Raw genomic sequence first — 21,779 nt, forward strand, 5'->3', positions numbered from 1 at the left:
GGGCACGCACCCCAAAAGGCGCGTACCCCGGCAACCGTACAACCCATGTCCTACACGGTTTACTTGGCCTTCTTGCCGTTCGCCGCGGCGCCGGTCTTGCGCTCGACGGCCGCCTTCACCAGGCCCGCGAAGAGCGGGTGCGGGCGGGTCGGGCGGGAGCGGAGCTCGGGGTGCGCCTGGGTCGCGACCAGGTAAGGGTGCACCTCGCGCGGGTACTCCACGTACTCCACGAGCTTGCCGTCCGGCGACGTGCCGGAGAACTGCAGACCGGCCTTCTTCTCCAGCTCGGCGCGGTAGGAGTTGTTCACCTCGTAGCGGTGACGGTGGCGCTCCTCGACGTACTCCTTGCCGTCGTACACCTCGCGCGCGATGGAGCCCTCGGCGAGCTTCGCCGGGTACATGCCCAGACGCATGGTGCCGCCCATGTCGCCCTCACCGGCGACGATGTCGAGCTGCTCGGCCATCGTGGAGATGACCGGGTGCGCGGTGGCGGCGTCGAACTCGGTGGAGTTCGCGTCGGGGATGTCGGCCAGGTTCCGCGCGGCTTCGATCACGATGCACTGCAGGCCGAGGCAGAGGCCGAGCAGCGGGATCTTGTTCTCGCGGGCGAACTGGATCGCGCCGACCTTGCCGGACACGCCGCGGTCGCCGAAGCCGCCGGGGATGCAGATCGCGTCCACGTCGCCGAGCTGCTTCTTGGCACCGGCCGCGGTCTTGCAGTCGTCGGACGGGACCCACTTGATCTTGACGCGGGCCTTGTTGGCGAAGCCGCCGGCGCGCAGCGCCTCGGTCACCGACAGGTAGGCGTCGGGCAGGTCGATGTACTTGCCGACGAGTGCCATGACGATCTCGTGGTCGGGGTTGTGGACGCGGTCGAGCAGGTCGTCCCAGGTCGTCCAGTCCACGTCGCGGAACGGCAGGTCCAGCTTGCGGACGACGTAGGCGTCCAGGCCCTCGGTGTGCAGGACCTTCGGGATGTCGTAGATCGACGGGGCGTCGATGGCCGCGACGACGGCCGCCTCGTCGACGTCGCACATCAGGGAGATCTTGCGCTTGATCGCGGTGGGCACCTCGCGGTCGGCGCGCAGGACGATCGCGTCCGGCTGGATACCGATGTTGCGCAGGGCGGCGACCGAGTGCTGGGTCGGCTTGGTCTTCAGCTCGCCGGAGGGGCCGATGTAGGGCAGCAGCGAGATGTGCACGACGAAGACGTTGTCGCGGCCGACCTCGTGGCGGACCTGGCGGACGGTCTCCAGGAACGGCAGGGACTCGATGTCGCCGACCGTGCCGCCGACCTCGGTGATGACGACGTCGACGTCGTCCGTGGCCATACGGCGGATGCGGTGCTTGATCTCGTTGGTGATGTGCGGGATGACCTGGACGGTGTCGCCGAGGTACTCGCCGCGCCGCTCCTTGGCGATCACCTGGGAGTAGACCTGGCCGGTGGTGACGTTGGCCGTGCCGTCCAGATCCACGTCGAGGAAGCGCTCGTAGTGGCCGATGTCCAGGTCGGTCTCGGCGCCGTCGTTGGTGACGAACACCTCACCGTGCTGGAACGGGTTCATCGTGCCGGGGTCGACGTTCAGGTACGGGTCGAGCTTCTGCATCGTGACCCGCAGACCACGCGCCTTGAGGAGCGCACCCAGGCTGGAGGCCGTCAGGCCCTTGCCGAGGGAGGAGGCGACACCCCCGGTGACGAAGATGTGCTTGGTCGTCGTGGATTTGGGCGTCATGGCCAAGAGGGGGCTCCCGTGGTCGCGGTCTGGAATGCGTACCGGCTTGCCTGGTCCGGAGATTTCCGGGGGTGCCGTCGCTGCGGGTTCGGGGGCTTCGACTGCTTGCAGAAGCGCACCGGTCCACGGGCTACCAGGGTATCAGCGAGTGGGCGAGGCTGCTTCCGGCCACGCTCCGCACATGTGCCACCACAGCATCACCGAAACCTCACCCGCCGCTCACTCTTTCGGCCCACCTTCGTTGCCGGGACCGGCGCGCGGATCACTGTGCTGCGTCGTATCCTGCTCGGACACTCGCTGCCGAGCCAGGCCGGCAAACGGCACTACCCCCGCCCGTTACTCCCGGAACAAGAGCTCGTCAGTTCGTTTCTCACGACGACGTACCAACACGAACCCTTGACCGCAGAGACCGCAGAGCGATCGCCCTTCCGGGGGCGTACGTGGCCGTTCGACTGGAGATGCACGTGGCCGGGCGCATCGAGGACTACGCACTCATCGGAGACATGCAGACCGCTGCCCTGGTCTGCCGGGACGGAACAGTCGACTGGCTGTGCCTCCCACGCTTCGACTCGCATGCCATTTTCGCCGGCCTGCTCGGCACCGAGGAACACGGCTTCTGGCGGCTGGGACCGGCGCACGCGCCGGAGGCCGAGCCGCCGACCGCGGCACGCCGGACGTACCGCGGCGATTCCCTGATCCTCGAATCCGAGTGGGACACCCCCCGCGGCACGGTCCGCGTGACCGATTTCATGCCGCCGCGTGACGGCGCGCCGCAGCTGATCCGGATCGTGGAGGGCATCAGCGGCCGCGTCCCGATGCGCTCGGCGCTGCGCATGCGTTTCTCCTACGGGCGGATCGTGCCGTGGGTGCACAAGGTCGACGGCCGTACGGTCGCGGTCGCGGGTCCCGACTCCGTGTGGCTCGACTCGACCGCGGAGACGTACGGCAAGGACCTGACGACGTACTCGGACTTCACGGTGGCGCCGGGTGACCGGATCGCGTTCACCCTGTCGTGGCAGCCCTCGCACCAGAAGCCGCCGGCCCTCCCCGACCCGGAGGGGTCCCTGGAGGCGACGGAGGAGTTCTGGGGCGAGTGGGTCGAACACTGTACGTACCACGGGCCCTACCGCGAGGCCGTGGTCCGTTCGCTGATCACGCTCAAGGCCCTGACGTACGCGCCGACCGGCGGCATCGTCGCCGCGCCGACGACGTCGCTGCCGGAGGAGATCGGCGGTGTCCGCAACTGGGACTACCGCTACACCTGGCTGCGCGACGCGGCGATCACCCTGTCCTCCATGCTCCGCACCGGCTACCGCGAGGAGGCCCGTGCCTGGCGGGACTGGCTGCTTCGCGCGGTCGCGGGCGACCCCGAGAACCTGCAGATCATGTATGGGATCGCGGGCGAGCGCGAGCTGGGCGAGGCGGAGCTCGACTGGCTGCCCGGCTACGAGAACTCGGCGCCGGTGCGGGTCGGCAACGGCGCGGCGCACCAGCTCCAGCTCGACGTGTACGGCGAGGTCACCGAGGCGCTGCACCTGGCACACATGACGGGCCTGACCCGCAACGACTACGCGTCCCTGCTCCAGCTCAAGCTGATCCGCTACCTGGAGAAGCACTGGGACGAGCCGGACGAGGGCATCTGGGAGGTGCGCGGGCCGCGCCGGCACTTCGTCCACTCGAAGGTGATGGCGTGGGTCGCCGTGGACCGCACGATCAAGCTCATCGAGTCCGGTGACGCCGACGGGCCGCTGGAGAAGTGGCGCGAACTGCGCGACGACATCCACCGGGACGTGTGCGAGCGGGGCTACGACAAGGAGCGCAACACGTTCACGCAGTCGTACGGCTCGAAGGAGCTGGACGCCTCGCTGCTCCTGATCCCGCAGATGGGCTTCCTGCCGCCCGACGACAAGCGCGTCATCGGCACGATCGAGGCGATCCAGCGGGAGCTCTCGACGCCGGACGGGTTCATCCTGCGTTACCCGACGACGGGCGAGGACGCGGGGGTCGACGGCCTGGAGGGCGACGAGGGCGCGTTCCTCGCCTGCTCGTTCTGGATGGCCGACGACCTCGCGATGATCGGCCGCGTGGACGAGGCCCGCACGCTCTTCGAGAAGCTCCTGTCGCTGCGCAACGACCTGGGGCTGCTCGCGGAGGAATGGGACTCGCGTCTGCAGCGCCAGGTCGGCAACTTCCCGCAGGCGTTCAGTCACGTTCCGCTGATCGACACGGCCCTGCGGCTGACGGCCTCGGGGGCGTACGGCGGCTAGAGCGGCTTCCTGATCACCCTTCCGGCGGCGCGTTCCCCTGCGGGACGCGCCGCCGGCGGCGTCAGCCGCGTCCTGCCTGATGGCCGGAGGTTTTCCCGGAACGTGCGCGCAGGTAGCGTCCGCACCATGGACACTCAGGCCCCCCACAGCAGCGCGCCCGGCACCCAGGGCGGCATCACCGTGCAGCGGGCCCTGGAACTGCCAGGTCTGCGCAGCGGGCTCCCGGAAGTGGTGGCGGGCGGGGACCGGCTGCAGCGCACCGTGCGCTGGGTGCACGCGGGCGAGGTGCCCAACATCGCCTCGCTCCTCAAGGGCGGCGAGCTGCTCCTGACCACCGGGTTCGGCATCGGTACGCGCCCCGCCGAGCAGCGGGCCTTCGTCCGCAAGCTCGCCGACCGCGGCATCTCCGCGCTCGTCATCGAGCTGGGCCAGCGCTTCGCGCGGCTGCCCGCCGCGCTGGTGGAGACCGCGCGCGCGGCCGGCCTCCCGCTGGTGCAGCTGCACCGCGAGGTGCCGTTCGTGACGGTCACCGAAGAGGTCCACACCGAGATCGTCAACGGGCACTACGCGCTCCTCCAGCGCGCCGAGGAGGTCCACCGGCGCTGTACGGAGGCCCTGCTCGGCGGCGGCGGAGTGCCCCAAGTCCTGCGTATTCTCGCGGAGTTCAGCAGCAACCCGGTGTTCCTGGAGACGGCCGACGGACAGCTCCTGTACGCGGCCGGGGGCGAGCCCGAGGTCGCCGACCCGCTCCAGGTGTGGGAGGGGATGCGCGGCAAGCCCGCCGACCGGGACGAGCCGCCGGCCGGGGCCGTGCTCGTCGACGTGCCGGGCGGCGGGCCGGGCACCGGGTCCGTGCGGGCGCGCCTCGTCCTGCTGCCGGTCGCGGCCCCGCTCGCACCCGTGCACCGGATCGCGGCGGAACGGGCGGCGAGCAGCCTCGCCGTCGTCCTGATGCAGGCCCGCCAGGAGGAGGAGCTGGCGGCGCGCGGCCGCGGCGACTTCCTCACGGATCTCGCGGAGGGCCGGATCGCGCCCGACGACGCCCCGGCGCAGGCGCGCGTCCTCGGGTTCAAGCCGGTCGGCCAGGGGCCGCTGCTGCCGGTCGTGATGCGGCTGCCCGAGGCGTCGGTGGGCTCGGTGGGCCTCTCCCCCGGCGGCGGCTGGGCGGTGCTCGCCCGGGCGGTCGCCGAGGAGCTGGCCGCGGTCGGGGTTCCGGTCCTGCTCGGCGTTCGGCCCGTCGAGGGGCGCGTCCCCTTGCTGCTCGGGCTGCGGTCGGACTCGGAGCGCACGGCGGTCGCGGACCGGGTGGCGGCGGCGCTGCGGGCGGGGGTCGAGCGGGCGGGCATGCAGCGTGCCGGGACGCAGCCGCCGGTCGTCGTGGTCGGCGGCGCGGGCGGCTGGGCCGCGGCCGCGGCCGGCCTGCGGCACGCGGCCGAGACGGCCACGGCGGCGCAGGGTCTGTCGGAACGGCCCTGGTACGACGCGCGGCGCCTCGACATCGACCTGCTGCTGTGGCGGCTGCGGGACCATCCGGACCTGGCGGCGTTCGTGGAGCGCGCGATCGGCCCTCTCCAGGCCCACGACCGCCGCGCCAAGCCCCCGCTCCTTCCCACGCTCCAGACGTATCTGGCGCACGCGGGCCGCAAGGCGGAGACGGCCCGCGAACTCCACCTGAACCGTCAGACGCTCTACAACCGCCTCGCCCGCATAGGAGAGTTGCTCGGCACGGACCTGGACGACCCGCAGACGGTACTCGCGTTGAGCCTGGCGCTGCGGGCGCGCAGGCATGTGGGGTGAGCGTGCCACCGGCCCTTGGTCAGGTCAGCCCGGCGGCCGCGCTCCCGTCAACTCGTCGTAGACGCTGAGCACTTGGGCCACCGTCTCGTCCTCCGTCGGCCACGATGCCGCCTGCAGCGTGCCGCGCTCCTTGAGGTGGTCGCGGCGCGCGGGGTCGGACAGGAGGCGGGTGACGGCGTCGGCGAGGGCGCGCGCGTCGCCGTAGGGGACGAGTTCCGCCGCGTCGCCCACGAGTTCGGGGATGCCGCCGACGTCGGTGGCGACGAGCGGTACGCGCGCGTGGAGCGCCTCCTGCGCGAGGATCGAGCGGGACTCCCAACTGCTGGTCAGCAGAGCCACATCGGCGGCCGCGAGCAGTTCGGATACGTCGTCACGGCGCCCCACGAGCCGTACGGGCAGCTGCTCGCTCTCGATCCGGCGCTGGAGCGCGCCCCGCTCCGGCCCCTCGCCCGCGATGACGAGGAGCGGCACGGGGTCGAGGTGGCTCCAGGTGCGCGCGGCGTCCAGCAGCGTCCCGTAGCCGCGGTGCTTGACGAGACTGCCTACGGCCATCAGCAACGGCCGGTCCACAGAGCCGAGTTCGGCCCGTGCCTTGTGCCGCAGTCGCTCCGGGTCCTCGGGCCCCTCGGGTCCGGGCACCGGCACGGCTTCCGACGAGTCGGCCCGGCGCGGCGCCGGGAAGGCGACCGCGGCCAGCCTGGCGTCCCGGGCGCCACGGACACGCGCTCGCTCGACGAGGTCCGACGACGTGCCGAGCACCACGGACGCGGCCCTCGCCACGCGCCGTTCGAGCAGCCGCAGCAGGTGGGCGCGGGCGCCCTCGGCGTGGGAGCGGGTGTGCCAGGTGACGACGAGGGGCGTGGTCCGACCGCTGAGCGCGAGGGACGCACGGAGCGCGGCGTGCAGCCCGTGCGCGTGGACGAGGTCGACGTCGGCGCAGGCGAGCCGGAGCGCCGCGACGGATCCGGGGTCGCTGCTGCGGGGCACGGTGACGTGCTGGGCGCCGACGTCCGCGAAGCCGTAGACGTGCGCGACCTCGGCGGGGGCGCAGACGGTGACGCACACCCCCCTGGCGACGAGCCCGGCGGCCAGCGACCTGACGTGCGTGCTGCTTCCGGCGCTGCCGCCGCCCAGCACTTGCACGGTGCGCAGAGGCGACTGGCCGTGCGCTGGCTGGCTGCTCACGTGACTCACGTGGCCGGGACTCCTGGGTCGGTCGGTGCGGGACGCGCGGGGATGTCGCGCCGTAACGGTCTGGGCCAAGGATGCCAGCCCGTACGGGCGTTCCGGCACCGGGCGGGAGTCCCGACCGTGTCGGAGTGGGCAACACGTCGTACGGGATCACTCACACGCGTGAATTCAGGCGCGTCGGGCTGACCCCGCCCCGCGGGCCAGTGCGGTCACTTTGTCCCCGTATGCCGCGGCGAGGACCAGTCCGGCCGCGTGCGCGAGGAGTCCGGCGCGGCCGTTCCCCGCGACGACGGCGACGCCGAGCGCCGCGCCCAGGGCGTGCGCCCCGGTGTCGCCGATCATGGTGCGCCCGTCGAGATCCTCCGGCAGGACCGCTGCCACGGCGCCCATGGGGGCCGCGGCGACGGCCCCCTTGAGCAGTCCGGGCGCCCCGAGTGCGAGCACGGCCGCGGCCGCCCGCCCGGGCCGTATGTCCACCAGGTTCACGAAGTGCGCCGCGCCGGCGATCACGACACCGGCGAGTGCCTTGTCCACGGCCCGTTCCTCGAGCAGCGCACCGGCGACGAGGCCCGCGGCGGAGATACCGATCAACTTCACGGCCCCACTGGTCAGTTCGCCGTCGCGCAGTGCAGCCAGATGGGCCCGGAACCCGCTGCGCGGATCACCGGCGCCCGCCACGTCGTCGTACGCGCCGCACGCCCCCGCGGCGAGCACGGCCAGGACGGCGGCCCGGCGATCGGGCCCCGAGGTGGCGACGGCCGCACCGGCGACGGCCCCGGCCACGACGGCCGGCCCGGCGCACAGGTCGACCGCCCGGCCCGCGAAGTTCGTCCGCTCCCACAGGGCAGACCCACCCGGCCTGGCCCGCCGTAGCGCCGCGTACCCGGCCCGGGCCACGACGGCACCGGCCGCGAGAGCCGCGAACCGGCCCACCACACGCTTCTCCATGGGCGGTTACGCGTCCGCTCGGGCGGTGGCGAGCAGTTCCTCCGCGTGCGCCCGCGCCGTCTCGGAGTCCTCCTGGCCCGCCAGCATCCGGGACAGCTCGCGGACCCGGTCCTCGCCCTCGAGGACGGTGACGCCGGACCGGGTCACGGTCCCGTCGTTCGTCTTCTCCACGAGGAGCTGCCGGTCGGCGAACGCCGCCACCTGCGGAAGGTGCGTGACGACCACGACCTGCGCCGACTTGGCGAGCTTGGCGAGACGCCTGCCGATCTCCACGGCCGCCTTGCCGCCGACACCCGCGTCGACCTCGTCGAACAGATACGTGGGCACGGGATCGGTCCCGGCGAACACGACCTCCACGGCGAGCATCACGCGTGACAGCTCACCGCCCGAGGCCCCCTTGGCGATCGGCCGCGGCGGGGCGCCGGGGTGCGGGGCGAGCAGCAGCTCGACCTCGTCCACACCGGAGGGGCCGTACGCGACCGTGCGCCCGTCGAGCTCGACGCCGTCCGGGTCGTCGGTGCGGCGGATGTCGAAGGACACGCGCGCGTGGGGCATGGCGAGCGAGGCCAGCTCCTGCGTGACGGCGGCCGCGAAGCGTGACGCCGCTTCCGTGCGAGAGTCCGTCAACGCCTGTGCCAGGACGCCCAGTTCATCGCGGAGGCCGTCCCGCTCGGCGGTCAGCTCACCGACCCGGTCGTCGTCTCCGTCGAGTTCGAGCAGCCGCGCCGAACCCTGCTCGGCCCAAGCGAGCACCTCATCGATGGACTGCCCGTACTTGCGCGTGAGCTGCGTCAGCGCGGCCCGCCGCTCCTCGACCGCCGCGAGCCGCAGCGGGTCCGCGTCCAGGTCGTCGGCGTATCCGGCGAGTTCCCCCGCCACGTCGGACAGGAGGATGCCGATCTCGCCGATCCGGTCGGCGAGCGCGGACAGGGCCGGGTCGTGCGAACGCACGGCGTCGAGCGCGCGGTTCGCGCCGCCCACGAGTGTGGTGGCGTCGACGCCCTCGGGGTCCTCGGGGTTGCCCGCGAGCGCGGCGTGCGCGGCGGAGGCGGCCGAGGCGAGCGCCTCCGCGTGACCGAGCCGCTCGGCCTCCGCCGACAGCTCGACGTCCTCGCCGGCGCGCGGCTCGACGGCCGCGATCTCGTCGAGTCCGAAGCGCAGCAGATCTGCTTCCTGAGCGCGTTCACGCGCGCGCGTGACGATGGTGTCGAGCTCGGCGCTGACGGCCCGCAGCCGCCGGTACGCGGCCTGGTATTTGGCGAGGGGCACGGCGACCGCGTCACCCGCGTACCGGTCGAGGGCCCCGCGTTGCCGGGACAGCTTGAGCAGCCCCTGCTGATCGGTCTGGCCGTGGACGGCGACGAGCTCGTCGGCGAGCTCGGTCAGCATGCCCACCGGCACCGAACGCCCGCCGAGATGCGCCCGTGAGCGCCCCTCCGCCGAGACGGTCCGGCTGATGAGCAGTGCCCCGTCGTCGAGTTCGGCACCCGCCTCCTGGGCGCGCACGACGGCCGCGGTGCCCTCGGGCACGGTGATCCGGCCCTCGACGACCGCCGCCTTCGCGCCGATCCGTACGAGGGCGGGGTCCGCGCGCCCGCCGAGCAGCAGGCCTAGGCTGGTGACCACCATCGTCTTGCCCGCACCGGTCTCGCCCGTCACGGCGGTGAATCCCGGCGACAGCTCGACCACCGCGTCGTCGATGACTCCGAGCGACCGTATCCGCATCTCCTCCAACACGGACACGACCTTACGAGGTCCGGAGCCATGTGTGCGACGGGCCCTGCCCCGCTTCCCTCCCGGCGGACCGAAATCGCAGGTCGTGAGTGGCTCTGTCCGGTCCTCCCGTCGCGCGTTGTCACCCGTTGTCACCCGTGAGGGTGGGGACAGCCCCCGGCCGGAGTGGCCTGCCCGCCGCATGGTGCCCGCGCCCCGCGCGCCCGCACGCTTGATCCCATGAGTACTGGACTGGCCCGGGCGGCCCTGCGCGCACACCGGCCCGCGTTCGTCGGCACGGCGGTCGCCGCGCTGTTCGCGGCGACGGTGGTGAGCGCGTCGACGACGGTGCTGCTCGCCACGGGCACCGACGGACTGCCGGCCGGCGCGCGTCACCGCATCACGGAGAACGGCGTCGGCGACATCGCGGCCGTCCTCCTCATCGGTTCGATCTACATGTCGATTTTCGTGGTCGTCTCGACGATGGGCACGGCCGTCACGCAGCAGCACCGCGAGCTCGCCCTCGTACGCGCCATCGGGGCCCGACCGCGTCAGGTGCGCCGCGCGGTGGCGAGGCAGGCCCTCGCCGCGTCCGTCCCCGCGGCGCTCGCGGGTTTCGCGGCGGGCGGGCTGCTCGCCAGGGCCTGGTTCTCCGGCATGGTCACGCACGGCCTGATCCCGCCAGGGGTGCCGTTCCGTCTCAGCTGGGCCGCGCTGCCGGTCTGCCTCGGGGTCGCCGTGGTGACGTCGACGGTCGCCGCGCTGCTGTCTTCGCTGCGGTTCTCGCTCCTGCGGCCCGCCCGCGCCCTGTCCGAGGCGGCGGCGGGCAGGCGGCGCCTCGGTCTGCTCAGGGCGCCGCTCGGCCTGGTCGCGGTGGCCGGGGCGTGCTTCCTCTCGGTGCTGCTGTCCCGGCAGGACGCCGAGGGGGCGGGCCAGGGCGCGTTCCTCGTCCTGATCCTTTTCTGCGTGGGGGTGGGCCTGCTCGGCCCGCGGATCGTGGGCCCCGCGGCCTGGCTGGTCTCGGCGCTCGTGGGCCGCCTCGGCGCGAGTGCGCGGCTCGCGATGCTCAACGTCCGCTCGCAGCCCCGCCGCTTCTCGGCTGCCGTCGTCCCGCTCGTCCTCGTCGTCGGCTTCGGCCTCACCAAGGTCGCCCTGCACACGACGGCGCAGCACCGCACAGGCTCGGCGGGCAGCACCGGCGAAGTGTGGCTCGACTACATGGGTACGGCGCTGTACGCGGGGTTCGCCGCCATAGCCGCCGCCAACACGCTCGCCATGATCTCGTTCGAGCGGCGCCGGGACGTGGCCCTGCTGCGGATCGTCGGCACCCAGCGCGGCCAGGTGCGCTCCATGGCCGCCTGGGAGGCCGTCGTCGTCGCCGGTACGGCGCTGCTGCTCGGCGCCCTGATCGCGCTCGCCACGCTCGCGCCGATCCTCGACGCGGCGTTCGGCTCGCCGCTGCCGTACGTCCCGTGGACCCTGGCCGCCGGGACGGTCGCGGGCACGCTCCTGCTGGCGCTGCTCGCGACCGGTGTCCCGGTGCGGTCGGTGATGCGCCACCGCGCGATCACCGTCGTACGGACGTGAGCACCTACGGTCCTAGTGGGGCTTCCCGCGCCAGCCGGAGACGGGCAGCGCGAACTTGGCGACAAGACGGTCCGTGAACGAGGCGTGATGCAGCCGCGCGAGCCGCACCGGCACCGCCCCGCGCCGCACCTCGACGCGCGCACCGGCGGGCAGTTCCACGGTCCGCCGTCCGTCGCACCACAGCACGCCGTGCGGGGTGTGCTGCTGCACCTCGACGGCGAGCACCGAGTCCGGCGAGGTGACCAGCGGCTTGGCGAACAGGGCGTGCGCGCTGATCGGCACCATGAGGAGCGCCTCGACCTCGGGCCACACCACGGGCCCGCCGGCCGAGAACGCGTAGGCCGTGGAGCCGGTGGGCGTCGCGCACACGATGCCGTCGCAGCCGAAGCCGGTGACGGGACGCCCGTCGATCTCCAGGACGACCTCGAGCATCCGCTCGGCCGACATCTTCTGCACGGCGGCCTCGTTGAGCGCCCAGTCGCGGTGCACGACATCGCCGTTGCTGTGCACGAGGACGTCGATCGTCATGCGCTCCTCGACCTCGTACGCCTTGGTGACGACGCGGTCGACCACCTTGTCCAGGTCGTCGCGCTCGGCCTCGGCGAGGAAGCCGACGCGGCCGAGGTTCACCCCGAGCATCGGGACTCCGGAGGCGCGGGCGAACTCCGCGCCGCGCAGCAAAGTCCCGTCGCCGCCGAGGACGACCAGCAGCTCACAGGCGTCGAGGCACTCCGGAGTCGCCTCCTTCACGAGCTCCACCGACGCCGGGAGCGGCAGGTCCGCCGCCTCCGACTCCAGGACCCGTACGCCGATGCCGCAGCGCAGCAGCCCCTCGACGACGAGTTCGGCACTCCGGATGGCGGCGGGCCGCCCGGTGTGCGCGAGCAGGAAAACAGTTCGAGCTCGAGTCTGTGTCAACGCGGCCCCTCCGCCACTGCACGGTCAACGTCCGCCGGGTCGAGTTCGGGCGCACCGGCGCGGAGCCACAGAAAATACTCGACGTTTCCGGACGGCCCGGGCAGCGGGCTCGCCGTCACGCCCCTTACGCCGAGGCCGAGTTCCCACGCCTGCCGGGCCACCGTGCGCACCGTCTCGGCCCGCAGTTCCGGGCTGCGCACGACTCCGCCGCTGCCGAGGCGGTCCTTGCCGATCTCGAACTGCGGCTTCACCATGAGCACCAGGTCCGCGTCGGGCGCGGCACACCGCGCGAGGGCGGGCAGCACCAGGCCGAGCGGGATGAAGGACAGGTCTCCGACGACCAGGTCCACGGGTTTTCCATCGATCGCCTCCAGCGTCAACTCGCGTACGTTCGTACGGTCCTTGACGGTGACGCGTTCATCGCTCTGCAGTGACCAGGCGAGTTGCCCGTACCCGACGTCGACGGCGACGACATGGGCGACGCCGGCCCTCAGCAGTACGTCGGTGAACCCGCCCGTGGACGCCCCCGCGTCGAGCGCGCGGCGTCCCTCGACGGTGAGCCCCTGCGGCACGAAGGCCGCGAGGGCCCCCGCGAGCTTGTGGCCGCCGCGCGAGACGTAGTCGGGGTCGTTGTCGTCCTGCGTGACCACGATCGCGGCGGCGGTCTCCACCTGCGTGGCGGGCTTGGTCGCGGTGGTCCTGCCGACCGTGACGCGCCCCGCGGCGATCAGCTGGCTCGCGTGCTCGCGCGAGCGGGCGAGCTTCCGGCGGACGAGCTCGGCGTCGAGGCGGCGTCGTGCCACTCCTGCCACGTTCGGTTCAGCTCCTGTGTCGGTTCGAGGGTGCGGGCTCGGGGCGTGCGTCCAGCGCGGTCAGCGCGTCACGCAGGCCCCGGTGTACATCCTCGTACACCTCGATGTGTCCGTCGGCAGTGAGGTGGTCGACGTCGGCGAGCCGGTCGAGCCCTGCGTCCACGTCCGCGTTGCCGGTGGAGGTGCGCGGGACGCCGAGGGGGGCCGGGGCCGCGGGCTCGTACGACGGTTCGTCCTGGACCTCCGGGGCCCCGGCCACCTGGTCCGGCACCTGGTCGGGGTCCGGATGAGAGTCGTTCATGCCACGACGCTACCGCGTAGCACTGGGGTACGGTCGACCGCGATGGCGACGACGCAGGAGTGCCGTGCCGCACTCGACAAACTCTCGGACAATCTGGCGGGCGCGGACGGCGGGGTACGCAGCGCGGCGGCGCTCGACCGCTCGCTGAGCTGCCATGTCACGGACCTCGGGATCACGTTCACGGGCCGGCTCGAGAACGGCCGGATCGAGGTGCTCGACACGGTCGACGGGCCGCCGCCCGACCGGGCGCAGATCCGGCTCGCGATGACCGGCGACGACCTGGTCGCGATGGTGGACGGCAGGCTGAACTTCGCGAAGGCCTGGGCCTCCGGCCGGATCAGGTTGGAGGCCGGCTTCCGCGACCTGCTGCGGCTCAGGACGCTGCTTTAGCCACCGTCTTCACGGGCGCCTCCGCATCCCGGGCCGGGGCCTTCCTGGCCTTGCGCGCGGCCGGCACCACCAGCGGGGTACCGGTCTCCGGATCGTCGATGACCTGGCACTTCATCCCGAAGAGCCGACCGACGAGATCCGCGGTGACGATGTCGCCCGGCGCTCCCTCGGCGATGACCTCACCGCCGCGCAGGGCGATCAGGTGGGTGGCGTAGCGGGCCGCGTGGTTGAGGTCGTGCAGGACCGCGACGAGCGTCCGCCCCTGCTCCTCGTGCAGCTCCGCGCAGAGGTCCAGTACGTCGATCTGGTGCTGGATGTCGAGGTACGTGGTCGGCTCGTCGAGGAGCAGCAGCGGGGTCTGCTGGGCGAGCGCCATGGCGATCCACACACGCTGGCGCTGACCGCCGGACAGTTCGTCGACAAAGCGATCGGCGAGTTCGGCGACTCCGGTGGAGGCCATCGACTCCTGCACGATCCGCTCGTCGTCGCCGGACCACTGGCGCAGCAGGCCCTGGTGGGGGTAGCGGCCGCGGGAGACGAGGTCGCCGACGGTGATGCCGTCCGGCGCGATCGACGACTGGGGCAGGAGCCCGAGCGTGCGCGCCACCTTCTTCGCGGGCATCGACTGGATGGCCTGCCCGTCGAGGAGCACCCGCCCCGTCGAGGGCTTCAGCATCCGGGACAGCGCGCGCAGCAGCGTGGACTTGCCGCAGGCGTTCGGGCCGACGATCACGGTGAAGGAGTTGTCGGGGATCTCGACCGAGAGCTCCGAGGCGATCACACGCTGGTCGTAGCCCAGGGTGACGTTCTCGGCGGACAGTCGGTTCACGGTGGTGCTCCTCCGGTTGTTGCTCTGGCTGGGGTTCCTGTCGCTCATATCCGGCCGGCCTTCCGCTCGGAGACCAGGAGCCACAGCAGATAGACACCGCCGACGACTCCGGTGACCACTCCGACGGGCAGCTGGTCGGCGCCGAAGGCGCGCTGCGAGATCCAGTCGGCGGTGACGAGCAGGGCCGCGCCCATGCACATGGACGCCGCGATGTTCGGACCGGGCGAGCGGGTCAGCCGCCGGGCCAGCTGGGGGGCGGTCAGCGCGACGAATCCGACGGGTCCCGCGGCGGCGGTGGCAGCGGCGGTGAGCAGCACGGCGGCCACGAGCAGGACGAGCCGCGTCCGCTCGACGCGCACCCCGAGCGCGTTCGCCACGTCGTCGCCCATCTCCAGCATGCGCAGCGGCCGCGCGTACGTGAGGACGACGGGTACGAGGACGGCGCACAGGGCGAGCAGGGGCCAGACCTGCTTCCAGTCGCGGCCGTCGAGCGATCCCGTCATCCAGACCGTCGCGCGGGCGGCGTCGACGATGTCTGCCTTGGTCAGCAGATAGCCGTTGACCGCGGTCATGATGGCGGACATTCCGATGCCGACCAGGACGAGCCGGTATCCGTGCACGCCACGCTTCCAGGCGAGCAGATAGATGGCGAACCCGGTCACCAGACCGCCGACGAGCGCCCCGAGGGCAACCTGGGCGGCGCCCCCCGAGAACAGCACGATCATGACGAGCGCACCGGCCGTGGAGCCCTGGCCGAGGCCCAGAATGTCCGGACTGCCCAGCGGATTGCGGGAGATGGCCTGGAAGAGCGCGCCGCCGAGCGCGAGCGCCGCGCCCACGAGGAGGCCCACGAGGACCCTGGGCAGCCGCAGCTGGTTGACGATGAACTCCTGCCCCGCGTCACCGTTGCCGAGCAGCGTACGGATCACGTCGGTGGCGGAGATGGGGAAATCGCCGGTACCGATCAACGCGACGCTCGCGGCGAGCGCGACACACAGCAGCACGAGGACGATCACGAACGCGCGGATGTCGAGGCGCAGGGAGATCCCGCCCCGGGTACGGATCGCTTTCACAGCTGGGTGACCTTCCGCCGGCGCACGAGGTAGATGAAGACCGGGCCGCCGATGATCGCGGTGACGATGCCGACCTGGACCTCGGCGGGCCGTGCCACGAGCCGGCCGACGACGTCCGCGCCGAGCAGCAGCACGGGCGACAGGACAGCGGAGAACGGCAGGATCCAGCGCAGGTCGGGGCCGGTGAAGGAGCGGACGACGTGCGGCACCATCAGGCCGACGAACACGATGGGCCCGCAGGCGGCGGTCGCTGCGCCGCACAGCAGCGTGGCAGCCGCCATGGACAGCGCACGCGTCCTGTTCAGGTTCGCGCCGAGGGCGCGGGCCGTGTCGTCGCCCATCGCCATGGCGTTGAGTGGCCGCGCGAGCGCGAGGGCGAGCACCGAACCGACGACGATGAACGGCAGCACCTGCCGGATCGTCGACATGTCGGCGGAGACGAGCGAACCCACCGTCCAGAAGCGCATCTTGCCGAGCGCCGCATTGTCCATGATCATCACGGCCTGGAGATAGCCGTAGAGCGCGGCGCTGATGGCGGTGCCGGCGAGCGCGAGCCGCACCGGCGTCGCGCTGCGGGTCCCGCCGAGGACGTAGACGAGAACGCCCACGGCCGCGGCCCCGAGGAAGGCGAACCACACATAGCCCGTCAGCGAGGTGACGCCGAAGAAGCTGACGGCGGTGACGACGGCCGCCGAGGCGCCCATGTTGATGCCGAGGAGTCCGGGGTCTGCCAGCGGGTTGCGGGTCAGGGCCTGGAGGACCGCGCCGGAGAGCCCGAGCGCGACACCGGCGAGGAGCCCGAGCAGCGTGCGCGCGAGCCGCTCGCCGACCACGACATCGCTGAACGTCCCGGTGTCGTCGAACAGGCCGTGCCACACCTGGTCCACGGACAGGGATTTCGCCCCGATCGCGATGCTCACGACCAGGAGCACGACCAGTACGACGACGGCTCCGAGGAGCCCGACCGTACGTATCGCCCGGCGGTTCGGGGGCGCGGCGGCGGTGTCCGCGCGCTGTTCGGGGGGACTGTCGACCAACACGTGGTTAGGTTAGCCTACCCTCTCCGCCCTCTTCGAGGTCGCTACCGACGAAGAAGCTCAAGGAAGCGCAGGCAACCCCACCCGCCGGTACACCCTCCCCGCCCGCGCCGCCTCAAACCCCCAGCCGCGCCAGCGCCTTCGCACCGTCGAGCCCGCAGGTCCCGTCCCCGGCCGCCGTCCACGCCGCCGCACACAGCACCCTCAGCCCGTCGATCGCCTCGCCGTCCCCCTCCAGCTCAAGGCGCTCGTCGCCCGCGGTCGCGACCCAGCCCCCGCACGCGAACCCGTCCCCCCGCGCCACGACCTCCGGCTGCCCGGTGAGCAGCCCCCGCAGGTCGACGTCGACATACGTGGGCCGGTGCTGGGGCGGCGCGGCGAGCAGCTGCGCGCCGTCGGTGACGCCGGTCAGGACGAGCAGCGAGTCCACCTCCCCGTTGAACGCGCCCTCGATGTCCGTGTCGAGGCGGTCCCCGATCACCAACGGCCGCTCCGCGCCGGTGCGCAGGATCGTCTCGCGGTGCATCGGAGGCAGCGGCTTGCCGGCCACCTGCGGCTGCGCACCCGTCGCGATTCGGACGACCTCGACCGCCGCGCCGTTGCCCGGAGCGATGCCGCGCGCGCTCGGAATGGTCAAGTCCGTATTGGACGCGAACCACGGCACACCGCGCGCGATCGCGTAACAGGCCTCCGCGAACCGCCCCCAGGCCAGGTCGGGCCCGCCGTACCCCTGCACCACCGCCACCGGCTCGTCGTCGGCGGAGTCCACCGGCTCGAGCCCGCGCTCCCTCAGCGCGACCCGCAGCCCCTCCCCGCCGATCACCAACACCCGTGACCCGTCCGGCACTTGCTCACTGATCAGGCGCGCCACGGCCTGCGCCGACGTGATGACGTCCGCCGCGTCCGTCGGAATCCCCAGCTCCGTCAGATGCTCGGCCACGGCGTCCGGCGTACGCAGCGCGTTGTTCGTGACGTAGGCGAGCCCCATGCCCGCCCCTCGCGCGACGGCGAGCGACTCGGGGGCGTGCGCGATGGCGTCACCGCCCGCGTACACCACCCCGTCGAGGTCGAGCAGCGCCGTGTCGTACGCCTCGTTCAGTGCCCGCCGACTGCCTTCGGGCCGCGTCCTGACGGTCTGACTCATTACACATCGCTCCTCGTTCGATCCCACTCCCCCGATCATCGCTCATGCCACTGACACACATACGATGCAGCAATGAACACTGCAGGTCCCCCAGGTCCGACGGACAGTGACGGCCTCGACCTGATCCCGTTCAGGGGTGTGCGTTACGTCCCCGAGCGCGTGGGCAGCCTCGCCGCCGTGACGTCACCCCCGTACGACGTGGTCGTCCGCCCCGACGGTCTGCACCACCTGGAATCCGCGGACCCGCACAACATCGTCCGCCTGATCCTCCCGCAGGCCGTCTCCCCGGACACCCGCAACGCCCTCGCGGCCGACACCCTGCGCCGCTGGCTGTCCGAGGGCATCCTGGCCCCCGACGAGATCCCCGCGCTGTACGTCTACGAGCAGCGCGACGGCGACCATCTCCAGCGCGGCGTCATCGGCGCCCTGCGCCTGTCCGAGCCGTCCGAAGGGGTCGTCCTGCCCCACGAGGACGTCATGCCGCACGTGGTCGCCGACCGCGCGGGCCTGATGCGCGCCACGGCCGCCAACCTCGAACCCCTGCTCCTCACCTACCGCAGCGAGGGCAACGCGACGGGCACGGCCGCGGTCATCGAACGCACGGTCAACCGCCCCCCGCTCCTCGCGACGACCACGGAGGACGGCTTCGCCCACCGCCTGTGGTCGGTCACCGACCCGGCCGAGCTGGCGGAGATCCGCGCGGACCTCGCCCACCACCAGGCCCTGATCGCGGACGGCCACCACCGCTGGGCGACGTATCTGCGCCTGCGCTCCGAACAACCGTCCCCCACCCCATGGGACTTCGGCCTCGTCCTCCTCGTGGACACGGCCCGCTACCCGCTGCGCGTGCGCGCCATCCATCGCCTCCTGCACCGCCTCCCGGTCCCGGACGCCCTGGACGCGCTGAAGGGCTCCTTCCGACTGCGCGAAGTCCCCGGCCCGCTGTCGCACGCCCTGGACGCCCTCGCCGACGCGGCCGCCCACAGCAACGCGTTCCTCCTCGCCGGCGCCGGCTCCTTCCACCTCGCGGACACCCCGTCCCCGGACCTCCTGGCCCGTACGATCCCTGCCGACCGCCCGGAGGCCTGGCGCACCCTCGACGCGACGGTCCTGCACTCCACGCTCCTGGACCATGTCTGGCGCATCCCCGAGGACGCGCCGGAGCACATCGCGTACATCCATGACGCGGCCGCCACGGTCGCGAAGGCGGAACGTGACGGCGGCACGGCGGTCCTCATGCACCCGGTCCGCGAGGAAGTGGTACGCGACCTGGCACGGCAGGGCGTGACGATGCCCCGCAAGTCGACGTCATTCGGCCCGAAACCGGCGACGGGTCTGGTGCTGCGCACGCTCGCCGACTGACCGCGCTCCACGCGCGCGTAGGCATACGACGAACGGGCGGGACCCCATCGCTGGGATCCCGCCCGTTCGTCATGCCTCGTCAAGCGCGGCCGGCAGTCAGCCGCTGAGCTCAGCCCTTGTCGTTCTCGGGCTCGAACTCCTCGTCGTCCTCGTCGTAGAACTCTTCGACGTCCTCGTCGTCCTCGACCCAGGGCTCGTCGTCGTCACCCGCGGCGGCCTTCGGCCCCGCGACAGCGGCGGGGGCCTCGTCGGACTCGCCCTCGAAGGCGTCGACGAACTCGACCCCGTCCATCTCGGCGAGCCGGTCGGACGCGTCGGTGCTGCCGTCCCGGTCGGACTCGACGGCCTTCGCGAACCACTCGCGCGCCTCGCCCTCACGACCGGCGGCGAGCAGCGCGTCGGCGTACGCGTACCGCAGACGCGCGGTCCACGGCTGTACGGAGTTCGACGCGAGCTCGGGGCTCTGCAGCGTCACGATGGCCGCGTCGAGCTGGTCCATGTCACGCCGGGCACCGGCCGCCACGAGCCGCATCTCGACCTGTCCGGCCTTGTCCAGCTTGGCCACCTCGGGCGCACCGGCCATGTCGAGGGCCTTCTCGGGGCGCCCGAGACCGCGCTCACAGTCCGCCATGACGGGCCACAGCTCGACGTTGCCGGTCATGCGCCGGGCGGCGCGGAACTCGGCGAGCGCCTCGCTGAACTTCTGGTTCGCGTACGCGGCGAAGCCGGCGGCCTCGCGCACGGCGGCGACCCTGGAGGCGAGCCGCAGGGCGATCTTCGAGTACTCGTAGGCCTGCTCGGGGTCCTCGTCGATCAGCTTGGCGACCATCACCAGGTTCTTGGCGACGTCCTCGGCCAGGCCCTTCGGCAGGCTCTGAAGCTCCTGCCGTACGTCCTTGTCGATCTCGTCGCCGGTGACGTCCTCGGGGATCGGCAGCCGGCGGATGGGCTCGCGGTCGCGGTCACGCTCGTCGCGGAAGCGGCCACCGCCACGGCGGTCGTCGCGCCCGCGGTCGTCACGCCCACGGAACCCGCCGGGACGCCCACCACGGTCGTCGCGGCGCGGCCCACGGTCGCGGTCGTCACGCGACTGGTACCCGCCGCCACGGCTGTCGTCGCGACGGTAGCCACCACCGCGGCTGTCGTCACGGCGGTCATCACGCCGGTCATCACGACGGTCGTCACGGGGACGGTAGCCACCACCACGGCTGTCATCACGGCGGTCGTCACGGGGACGGTAGCCACCGCGGTCGTTGTCGCGGCGCTCGTCACGGCGGAAGGTCGGGCGGTCGCCACCGGGGCGGTCGCCGTCACGACGGGGAGCACGGTCACGGTCGTCGCGCGGACGGTAACCGCCACCACGGCTGTCACCACCCCGATCATCACGACGGAAGCCGCCACCACGGTTGTCACCGCCGCGGTCATCACGACGGTCATCACGAGGGAAGCCGCCACCGCGGCTGTCGCCGCCACGGTCGTCACGACGGAAGGCGGGGCGGTTGCCACCGGGGCGGTCGCCGTCACGACGGAAGGCGGGGCGGTCGCCACCGGGGCGGTCGCCGTCACGACGGGGAGCACGGTCACGGTCGTCACGCGGACGGTAACCGCCACCACGGTTGTCACCACCGCGATCGTCACGACGGAAGCCGGCACCGCGGCTGTCGCCGCCACGGTCGTCACGCCGGAAGCCACCGCCACGGTTGTCGCCACCGCGGCTGTCGTCGCGACGGAAGCCGCCACCACGGTTGTCATCGCGGCGGTCGTCCCGACGGTCATCACGACGGTCGTCACGGGGACGGTAGCCACCACGGTCGTTGTCACGACGGTCGTCGCGCCGGTTGTCGTCACGGCGGTCATCGCGTCGGAAGGGAGGACGGTCGCCGTCACGACGGGGTCCACGGTCACGGTCGTCACGCGGGCGGTAACCGCCGCCACCACGGTTGTCGCCACCGCGACTGTCATCACGACGGAAGCCGCCACCACGGTTGTCAGCGCCGCGATCGTCGCGACGGTCGTCACGACGGAAGGCGGGGCGGTCGCCACCGGGACGGTCGCCGTCACGACGGGGACCACGGTCACGGTCGCCTCCGCGGTCGTCCCGGCGGGGCGCCTGGCCTCCGCGGTCGTTGTCGCGTCGCGGTCCGCCTCGGGATCCGCCCCGGTCCCGGTCACCACTGTCCCGGCGTCGCTGCTCGCGATCCGGTCGCTCATCGGGAGAGTTGGTGGACATGGGTGACTCCTGTCTTCGGTACCGCAGTCATTCTCGCGCAGCCGGGGCGCTTCGACAAAACAAAAAAGGACCCTTGGCCCCAGCGTGTGTGCTGGGACCAAGGGTCCTCTAAAAATTGTTCGGCGGCGTCCTACTCTCCCACAGGGTCCCCCCTGCAGTACCATCGGCGCTTTGAGGCTTAGCTTCCGGGTTCGGAATGTAACCGGGCGTTTCCCTCACGCTATGACCACCGAAACCCTATCAGTGTCCCGTTTCAAGGAAACGGGTTCCCGAACAAGGCAGCGAACAAGCACACTCTTCAATTAAGTAGTGCGGCCGTTCAGCCGACACAATTGTTCGTTATCTGAGAACAAACACAGTGGACGCGAGCAACTGAGGACAAGCCCTCGGCCTATTAGTACCAGTCACCTCCACCCGTTACCGGGCTTCCAGATCTGGCCTATCAAC

At 72.1% G+C, this 21,779-nt stretch carries 18 protein-coding genes and 1 rRNA gene; 5 read left to right on the forward strand and 14 right to left on the reverse strand.

Annotation, left to right across the window (positions count from 1 at the left end; genetic code table 11):
• Positions 1–59: 59 nt before the first annotated feature.
• Entirely contained in the window at positions 60–1,733 is a 1,674-nt protein-coding gene (locus ACWFR4_RS11890) for a CTP synthase (protein WP_453468213.1), read from the reverse strand.
• A 458-nt stretch (positions 1,734–2,191) separates the two neighbouring features.
• Here ACWFR4_RS11890 and ACWFR4_RS11895 point away from each other — a divergent pair, with 458 nt between their 5' ends.
• Both ACWFR4_RS11895 and ACWFR4_RS11900 read left to right on the forward strand, forming a co-directional pair.
• Positions 2,192–4,000 carry a glycoside hydrolase family 15 protein gene (locus ACWFR4_RS11895; protein ID WP_116502887.1) on the forward strand — a complete coding sequence of 603 codons (1,809 nt, stop codon included), beginning with the start codon at positions 2,192–2,194 and terminating at the stop codon, positions 3,998–4,000.
• 126 nt (positions 4,001–4,126) lie between these two features.
• Positions 4,127–5,797, forward strand: coding sequence for a PucR family transcriptional regulator (locus ACWFR4_RS11900; RefSeq protein ID WP_453652143.1), 1,671 nt, complete (start codon positions 4,127–4,129; stop codon positions 5,795–5,797).
• Positions 5,798–5,821: 24 nt separating this feature from the next.
• Here ACWFR4_RS11900 and ACWFR4_RS11905 read toward each other — a convergent pair whose 3' ends face one another.
• From ACWFR4_RS11905 to recN, 3 genes are all read right to left on the reverse strand, one after another.
• A complete protein-coding gene (locus tag ACWFR4_RS11905) occupies positions 5,822–6,991 on the reverse strand; it encodes a glycosyltransferase family 4 protein (RefSeq protein WP_453652145.1) in 1,170 nt (389 codons plus the stop codon).
• A gap of 165 nt (positions 6,992–7,156) precedes the next feature.
• Positions 7,157–7,936 carry a hypothetical protein gene (locus tag ACWFR4_RS11910; protein WP_453652147.1) on the reverse strand — a complete coding sequence of 260 codons (780 nt, stop codon included), beginning with the start codon at positions 7,934–7,936 and terminating at the stop codon, positions 7,157–7,159.
• A 6-nt stretch (positions 7,937–7,942) separates the two neighbouring features.
• Positions 7,943–9,661, reverse strand: coding sequence for a DNA repair protein RecN (gene recN, locus ACWFR4_RS11915; RefSeq protein ID WP_453652177.1), 1,719 nt, complete (start codon positions 9,659–9,661; stop codon positions 7,943–7,945).
• A 228-nt stretch (positions 9,662–9,889) separates the two neighbouring features.
• On the opposite strand from recN, the gene ACWFR4_RS11920 reads away from it, so the two are divergent.
• Positions 9,890–11,236: an FtsX-like permease family protein gene (locus ACWFR4_RS11920; protein ID WP_453652149.1), complete on the forward strand. Its 1,347-nt coding sequence runs from the start codon at positions 9,890–9,892 to the stop codon at positions 11,234–11,236.
• 12 nt (positions 11,237–11,248) lie between these two features.
• Here ACWFR4_RS11920 and ACWFR4_RS11925 read toward each other — a convergent pair whose 3' ends face one another.
• From ACWFR4_RS11925 to ACWFR4_RS11935, 3 genes are read right to left on the reverse strand one after another with little or no spacing between them, the layout of a single operon-like run.
• Positions 11,249–12,154, reverse strand: coding sequence for an NAD kinase (locus ACWFR4_RS11925; RefSeq protein WP_453652151.1), 906 nt, complete (start codon positions 12,152–12,154; stop codon positions 11,249–11,251).
• Positions 12,151–12,966, reverse strand: coding sequence for a TlyA family RNA methyltransferase (locus tag ACWFR4_RS11930; protein ID WP_453652153.1), 816 nt, complete (start codon positions 12,964–12,966; stop codon positions 12,151–12,153). The genes ACWFR4_RS11925 and ACWFR4_RS11930 overlap by 4 nt, the downstream gene beginning before the upstream one ends.
• Before the next feature lie 7 nt (positions 12,967–12,973).
• A complete protein-coding gene (locus ACWFR4_RS11935; RefSeq protein WP_453652155.1) occupies positions 12,974–13,267 on the reverse strand; it encodes a hypothetical protein in 294 nt (97 codons plus the stop codon).
• Positions 13,268–13,309: 42 nt separating this feature from the next.
• Here ACWFR4_RS11935 and ACWFR4_RS11940 point away from each other — a divergent pair, with 42 nt between their 5' ends.
• Complete coding sequence (locus tag ACWFR4_RS11940) at positions 13,310–13,657, forward strand: SCP2 sterol-binding domain-containing protein (protein WP_266565914.1); 348 nt, start codon at positions 13,310–13,312, stop codon at positions 13,655–13,657.
• On the opposite strand, the gene ACWFR4_RS11945 is transcribed toward ACWFR4_RS11940, so the two are convergent.
• From ACWFR4_RS11945 to ACWFR4_RS11960, 4 genes are all read right to left on the reverse strand, one after another.
• Positions 13,641–14,534: an ABC transporter ATP-binding protein gene (locus ACWFR4_RS11945; RefSeq protein WP_453652157.1), complete on the reverse strand. Its 894-nt coding sequence runs from the start codon at positions 14,532–14,534 to the stop codon at positions 13,641–13,643. The genes ACWFR4_RS11940 and ACWFR4_RS11945 overlap by 17 nt on opposite strands.
• A complete protein-coding gene (locus tag ACWFR4_RS11950; protein ID WP_453652159.1) occupies positions 14,531–15,559 on the reverse strand; it encodes a FecCD family ABC transporter permease in 1,029 nt (342 codons plus the stop codon). The genes ACWFR4_RS11945 and ACWFR4_RS11950 overlap by 4 nt, the downstream gene beginning before the upstream one ends.
• Positions 15,556–16,599, reverse strand: coding sequence for a FecCD family ABC transporter permease (locus tag ACWFR4_RS11955; protein ID WP_453652161.1), 1,044 nt, complete (start codon positions 16,597–16,599; stop codon positions 15,556–15,558). Before ACWFR4_RS11955 ends, ACWFR4_RS11950 begins: the two co-directional genes overlap by 4 nt.
• Positions 16,600–16,711: 112 nt before the next feature.
• Positions 16,712–17,740: an HAD hydrolase-like protein gene (locus tag ACWFR4_RS11960; protein WP_453652163.1), complete on the reverse strand. Its 1,029-nt coding sequence runs from the start codon at positions 17,738–17,740 to the stop codon at positions 16,712–16,714.
• Between the two features lie 72 nt (positions 17,741–17,812).
• Between ACWFR4_RS11960 and ACWFR4_RS11965 the strand changes: the two genes are divergently transcribed.
• On the forward strand, positions 17,813–19,102 hold the full coding sequence (locus tag ACWFR4_RS11965) for a DUF1015 family protein (RefSeq protein ID WP_453466774.1): 1,290 nt from the start codon (positions 17,813–17,815) through the stop codon (positions 19,100–19,102).
• Between the two features lie 109 nt (positions 19,103–19,211).
• On the opposite strand, the gene ACWFR4_RS11970 is transcribed toward ACWFR4_RS11965, so the two are convergent.
• The 3 genes from ACWFR4_RS11970 to rrf all read right to left on the reverse strand — a co-directional run bounded on the left by ACWFR4_RS11970 (position 19,212) and on the right by rrf (position 21,566).
• Positions 19,212–20,039: a hypothetical protein gene (locus ACWFR4_RS11970; RefSeq protein ID WP_382477577.1), complete on the reverse strand. Its 828-nt coding sequence runs from the start codon at positions 20,037–20,039 to the stop codon at positions 19,212–19,214.
• Positions 19,931–21,433, reverse strand: a complete 1,503-nt coding sequence (locus ACWFR4_RS11975; RefSeq protein ID WP_453652179.1) for a hypothetical protein — start codon at positions 21,431–21,433, stop codon at positions 19,931–19,933. Before ACWFR4_RS11975 ends, ACWFR4_RS11970 begins: the two co-directional genes overlap by 109 nt.
• 16 nt (positions 21,434–21,449) lie before the next feature.
• A 5S ribosomal RNA gene (rrf, locus tag ACWFR4_RS11980) occupies positions 21,450–21,566 on the reverse strand.
• Positions 21,567–21,779: the final 213 nt, after the last annotated feature.

This window comes from Streptomyces sp. NPDC055140, assembly GCF_053607285.1.

What these genes read in the sequence shown, in the direction of transcription:
- ACWFR4_RS11890 (WP_453468213.1), bottom strand. Translation starts at nt 1,733, where the DNA reads ATGACGCCCAAATCCACGACGACCAAGCACATCTTCGTCACCGGGGGT.
- ACWFR4_RS11895 (WP_116502887.1), top strand. Translation starts at nt 2,192, where the DNA reads ATGCACGTGGCCGGGCGCATCGAGGACTACGCACTCATCGGAGACATG.
- ACWFR4_RS11900 (WP_453652143.1), top strand. Translation starts at nt 4,127, where the DNA reads ATGGACACTCAGGCCCCCCACAGCAGCGCGCCCGGCACCCAGGGCGGC.
- ACWFR4_RS11910 (WP_453652147.1), bottom strand. Translation starts at nt 7,936, where the DNA reads ATGGAGAAGCGTGTGGTGGGCCGGTTCGCGGCTCTCGCGGCCGGTGCC.
- recN (WP_453652177.1), bottom strand. Translation starts at nt 9,661, where the DNA reads ATGCGGATACGGTCGCTCGGAGTCATCGACGACGCGGTGGTCGAGCTG.
- ACWFR4_RS11920 (WP_453652149.1), top strand. Translation starts at nt 9,890, where the DNA reads ATGAGTACTGGACTGGCCCGGGCGGCCCTGCGCGCACACCGGCCCGCG.
- ACWFR4_RS11935 (WP_453652155.1), bottom strand. Translation starts at nt 13,267, where the DNA reads ATGAACGACTCTCATCCGGACCCCGACCAGGTGCCGGACCAGGTGGCC.
- ACWFR4_RS11940 (WP_266565914.1), top strand. Translation starts at nt 13,310, where the DNA reads ATGGCGACGACGCAGGAGTGCCGTGCCGCACTCGACAAACTCTCGGAC.
- ACWFR4_RS11945 (WP_453652157.1), bottom strand. Translation starts at nt 14,534, where the DNA reads ATGAGCGACAGGAACCCCAGCCAGAGCAACAACCGGAGGAGCACCACC.
- ACWFR4_RS11960 (WP_453652163.1), bottom strand. Translation starts at nt 17,740, where the DNA reads ATGAGTCAGACCGTCAGGACGCGGCCCGAAGGCAGTCGGCGGGCACTG.
- ACWFR4_RS11965 (WP_453466774.1), top strand. Translation starts at nt 17,813, where the DNA reads ATGAACACTGCAGGTCCCCCAGGTCCGACGGACAGTGACGGCCTCGAC.